The sequence below is a fragment of the Priestia sp. P5_B4 genome (assembly GCF_056400385.1).
On sequence record NZ_JBFULJ010000278.1, the window covers coordinates 1 to 4,542 of the forward strand.

A 4,542-nucleotide genomic window follows, 5' to 3' on the forward strand; every position below is an offset into this window, starting at 1 on the left:
GTGCTTAGCTGCACTATACTTTTTAATGAAAGGAACACCGTTTATTTATCAAGGACAAGAACTTGGAATGACCAATGTTAAGTTTGATTCTATTGACGATTATGATGATGTTGGTATGATTAACTACTACCGTATTCAGAGTGAAAAAGGCGATACACATGACGAGATTATGAAAGTGATTTGGGAAACAGGCCGCGATAATTCAAGAACGCCAATGCAGTGGAATACAGAAAGAAATGCAGGGTTTTCTACTGGTACCCCTTGGATGAAGGTGAATCCAAATTACGTAGATATTAACGTAGAAGAGCAGAAAATTGATGGAAATTCGGTGCTGAATTTTTACAAACAGCTCATTAAAATTAGAAAACAGCATGATGTGCTGGTGTATGGAACTTATAAGCTATTGGCAGAAGAAGATTCCGCTATTTACGCGTATACGCGAACATTAGAAGGTAAAACCGCTGTTGTTATTTGTAATATGTCACCGAAAAATCAAACGTTCGAGTTTCCTTCAGAGAGCTCGTTTTCAAACAGAGAAGTGCTGATTCATAATTATCCGTTGGATAAAAATGAAACGCTTGAAAAATGTATGCTGCACCCATATGAAACACGTGTATACTTACTTTCATAAACAAGTTGAGCAACCGATTGCGCAATCTTAAAGTGAAAAGCTTTTAAAAACACATTTATAGGCGACATAGGTGAAGAAACTGCTGGCTCTATCCAAAGCCAGCAGTTTTTGCATTTTAATAAAAAGATGGAGAAAGCTTTGACTACGGCGCATGTATATGGTACTTTTACACTTAGTGTAGATAATTAGAAACAAAATGAGGTTGAAAAATGGCGAAATATAAAATTATTGCAACAGCAGCAATGGGTATTGAAGCACTGGTCGCTAAAGAAGTGCGTGCTTTAGGATATGACTGTGAAGTAGATAATGGCAAGGTTATTTTTGAAGGGGACGAGCTCGCAATTGCTCGCTGCAATTTATGGCTTCGTACAGCAGATCGAATTAAAGTGCAGGTTGGACAGTTCAAAGCTCGTACGTTTGATGAGCTTTTTGAACAAACAAAAGCATTAAATTGGGGAGATTATTTGCCCGTAGATGCACAGTTTCCTGTATCGGGAAAATCAGTTAAATCTAAATTGTTCAGCGTATCAGATTGTCAAAGCATTGTGAAAAAAGCAATTGTTGACAGCATGAAAAAACATTATAACAAAACAACAGGCTGGCTCGAAGAAACAGGGTCAACGTTTAAAATTGAAGTAGCGCTATTAAAAGATGTTGCTACATTAACAATTGACGCAAGCGGTGCAGGACTTCATAAGCGCGGTTACCGCGTTGGGCAAGGGGAAGCTCCTTTAAAAGAAACGCTGGCAGCGGCTCTAATTATGGTAACGCCGTGGAATGCGGATCGTCCGTTTGTCGATGTTTTTTGCGGTTCAGGTACAATTGCTATCGAAGCAGCGCTTATCGGTCAAAATATTGCACCAGGATTTAACCGTGACTTCTTATCAGAAGAATGGCCATGGATGTCAGCAAGTATTTGGGACAAAGCGCGCGAAGAAGCAGAAGACTTAGCGAACTACGACCAAGTGCTAGATATTGCTGGTCATGATATTGACCATCGTATGGTAAAAGTAGCGGAGCAAAATGCATTTGAAGCTGGACTTGGAGATTTAATTCAATTTAAGCAAATGCAAGTGCGCGATTTTACGACGCCGAAAGAATATGGAATTATTATTGGTAACCCTCCGTACGGCGAACGTTTAAGCGATCGTCCTTCTGTTGAAAAAATGTACGCTGAAATGGGCGCAGCGTTTTCTAAGCTTGATACGTGGTCGATTTATATGCTTACATCTCATGAACAATTTGAACAATACTACGGTAAAAAAGCAACGAAAAAACGCAAATTGTTTAACGGGTTTATTAAAACAGACTACTATCAATATTGGGGACCTCGTCCTCCACGCAACGATCAATAAATACAAAAGCCAAGCGGTGTAAAAACCAGCTTGGCTTTTGTACGTTATTTCTTTTTCAAACCTCGATAAGCTAGCATTCCAAACATGCCTATACCGAGCACGACAATTAATAAAATAAACCAAAATGTAGCATTAAGCAGGTATTTATATAGTCCGTCATAATAATCATGCATATACTCACCCCATTATGTTTTTTATAGTATGAGCGAGTAGCAGGGCAATATATGTATTCATTTCTTTTCAATAGCAGGCCTAAAACGAGAAATGATTAGCTTATTTCTAACATATTTACGAAAGGGAAATCTCATACTAAAACCTAAGAGGTGATAAAATGAGAAAAAATCGATTAGCACGGATTTTTGGGGGGGCTGATGCTTCTTTCATGGTTAACCATCCCTTTTATAGGACGACAGCATATTAAGCGCTATTTATCATCTACTATGTTTATTTCCTTTTTAATTATGGTTGAAAGCTATATTGCTGAAAAAAAGAAGTGGTGGATATTCCCTAATCCTCCTCGTCCATATCTAACAGTTGAAGCTGCTTTTCTTTTAGGTCTATTTTTAGCAGGTTCTTTATGGATTAAAAAGTTCACATATGGCCATTTTGGAAGGTATATGTTATTAAATGCAATCGTAGATACATTTTTTGTTTATCCTTTTCAACGAGCTATGAGCCGTGCAAAGCTTTTTAGGGTAGGCACATTTAAAGAGTACCATTTGCTAGGTATCTTTCTGTTGAAAGCTGCTTTAATGTACGTTTACCAACATCTAGTAGTAGAGAAACCGAAACCTCAGCGTGCTTTAAAAAATAATCCTATCGAATAAAGGGACAGGCAGGGAAACGTGATTTTCTTGCCTGCTATTTTAATGCCCCAGATGTCATTCCTGAAATGAAATGCTTTTGCAAGAACACGTACGCAATCAATAATGGGATAGAAGAAAGAACGACTGCTGAAAACAGCATAGGGTAATTAGTCAGAAATTCCCCTTGAAAGTCCAATAGTGCAATAGGCAGCGTTTTTACTTCTTTAGATTTTAACAACAGCAAAGGGAATAACAGATCATTCCACACAATCACAAACGAAAAAATTCCTACTGTAGCCATTGATGGTATTGAGAGTCGAAGAGCGATTTTTGAATATATTTTCCACTCTGACGCTCCGTCCATGCGAGCAGCTTCGAATAGTTCCCTTGGCAAAGTTTTCATAAACCCCGTGATAATAAACACACCGATGGGAAGCAAAAAACTTATAGAGACGATAATGACTCCTGTTAGCGTATTGACGAGTCCAAGCTTATTCATCAGCAAAAAGACAGGAATCATATTGACTTGAGTAGGGACAATCATTCCGCAAACAAAAAAGCCGTATACAATCCATCCAAGCTTTTGAGGTAGCTGAATAATAGCATAAGCAATCATGCTTGAAAACCATAGAATAAAAAACGTGCTAAAGACGGTAACAATCACGCTGTTTTTAATATAGCCAAAGATGGGTTCATTGACGAGCAGCTGTTTATAATTTTCAATATTCCAGCCTGCTGGTAATCCGATTGGGTTGCTGTAAAGTTCAGGCGTTGTTTTAAAGGTTGTTAATAAAACCAAGCTTAAGGGCAACAGAATGATCAAACCGTATATCCCTAAAATCAGTTGTCTGAATGGGTTTTGTTTCATAAAAGAATCTCCTTTTACATTTTGGTCAAACGAAGTACGTGAAATTGAAGAAACGTTAAAAGAGCAATTACAATCATAAATACAACTGAAATGGCAGAGGCATAGCCGAAACGAAAATTAATAAAAGCTTCGTGATAAAGAAGTGTCGAAAGAATTTCAGTTGAGTTGGAGGGACCTCCATTTGTCATTGCAATGATTAAATCAAATGCTTTAAAACTTTGTATGGTCGTATAAGCTACAACCATTGTCGTAGCTGGAGCTAACAGAGGCCACGTAATGCGCTTGAATTTTTGCCATCGTGTTGCTCCATCAATACTAGCAGCTTCATATAACTCACTGGAAATAGCTTGAATTCCAGCTACAAAAATAATAAGCATTTGACCAGTATGTGCCCAAAATTGTACAAAAGCCAAGCTGTAAATTGCGATATGTCCATTTCCAATCCAAGACTGGGTCCAATGCTCAAGGCCTATTTTACTTAAAAATAGGTTAACTCCTCCAATGTTGGGGTCATACATAAAGTTCCACGTGAAGGCAATCGACACGGACGAAATAATCGTCGGTACAAAAAAGAGTGAGCGATAAAATGTATTCCATGCAGAATTTTTATAAAGTAAAAGTGCAAATCCCAAGCTCAATAACGTTTGAAAGATCAGCACGCCAATTGTGAACTTTAAGTTGTTTGTAAGAGACTGTGTAAAAATAGCATCGTTTGTTAAAATTTCTTTGAAGTTTTGAAGCCCTACAAATGAGAACTGAGAAGACAATCCATTCCAATCAGTTGTGCTTAAAAATAAAGCAGAAAGCGTTGGCAAGGCAAAGAAAACAGTATATATGATAAAGCCGGGAAGTAAAAACAACCATAGATGTCGGCTTTTAGAG

General features: G+C 37.8%; 6 protein-coding genes. 3 read left to right on the forward strand and 3 right to left on the reverse strand.

Features of this window, described 5'->3' with window-relative positions:
- Together AC1DRF_RS17425 and AC1DRF_RS17430 are read left to right on the forward strand one after the other, a co-directional pair.
- A partial coding sequence (locus AC1DRF_RS17425; RefSeq protein ID WP_477741258.1) for an alpha-amylase family glycosyl hydrolase occupies positions 1-631 on the forward strand: 631 nt, incomplete at its 5' end.
- Between the two features lie 209 nt (positions 632-840).
- Positions 841-1,986 carry a THUMP domain-containing class I SAM-dependent RNA methyltransferase gene (locus tag AC1DRF_RS17430; protein ID WP_427075441.1) on the forward strand — a complete coding sequence of 382 codons (1,146 nt, stop codon included), beginning with the start codon at positions 841-843 and terminating at the stop codon, positions 1,984-1,986.
- 44 nt (positions 1,987-2,030) lie between these two features.
- Here the strand turns inward: AC1DRF_RS17430 and AC1DRF_RS17435 are convergent, their stop codons facing one another.
- Positions 2,031-2,159 carry a hypothetical protein gene (locus AC1DRF_RS17435; RefSeq protein WP_013056148.1) on the reverse strand — a complete coding sequence of 43 codons (129 nt, stop codon included), beginning with the start codon at positions 2,157-2,159 and terminating at the stop codon, positions 2,031-2,033.
- 198 nt (positions 2,160-2,357) lie between these two features.
- On the opposite strand from AC1DRF_RS17435, the gene AC1DRF_RS17440 reads away from it, so the two are divergent.
- Positions 2,358-2,813, forward strand: coding sequence for a hypothetical protein (locus tag AC1DRF_RS17440; protein ID WP_230184569.1), 456 nt, complete (start codon positions 2,358-2,360; stop codon positions 2,811-2,813).
- Positions 2,814-2,847: 34 nt separating this feature from the next.
- Here AC1DRF_RS17440 and AC1DRF_RS17445 read toward each other — a convergent pair whose 3' ends face one another.
- Together AC1DRF_RS17445 and AC1DRF_RS17450 are read right to left on the reverse strand one after the other, a co-directional pair.
- Positions 2,848-3,660 (reverse strand): carbohydrate ABC transporter permease, encoded by an 813-nt coding sequence (locus AC1DRF_RS17445; RefSeq protein WP_013056150.1) that lies wholly within the window; start codon positions 3,658-3,660, stop codon positions 2,848-2,850.
- Between the two features lie 14 nt (positions 3,661-3,674).
- A partial coding sequence (locus tag AC1DRF_RS17450; RefSeq protein ID WP_477741259.1) for a carbohydrate ABC transporter permease occupies positions 3,675-4,542 on the reverse strand: 868 nt, incomplete at its 5' end.

Coding starts and splice junctions, on each gene's coding strand:
- AC1DRF_RS17440 (WP_230184569.1), top strand. CDS start 2,358: ATGCTTCTTTCATGGTTAACCATCCCTTTTATAGGACGACAGCATATT.
- AC1DRF_RS17430 (WP_427075441.1), top strand. CDS start 841: ATGGCGAAATATAAAATTATTGCAACAGCAGCAATGGGTATTGAAGCA.
- AC1DRF_RS17445 (WP_013056150.1), bottom strand. CDS start 3,660: ATGAAACAAAACCCATTCAGACAACTGATTTTAGGGATATACGGTTTG.
- AC1DRF_RS17435 (WP_013056148.1), bottom strand. CDS start 2,159: ATGCATGATTATTATGACGGACTATATAAATACCTGCTTAATGCTACA.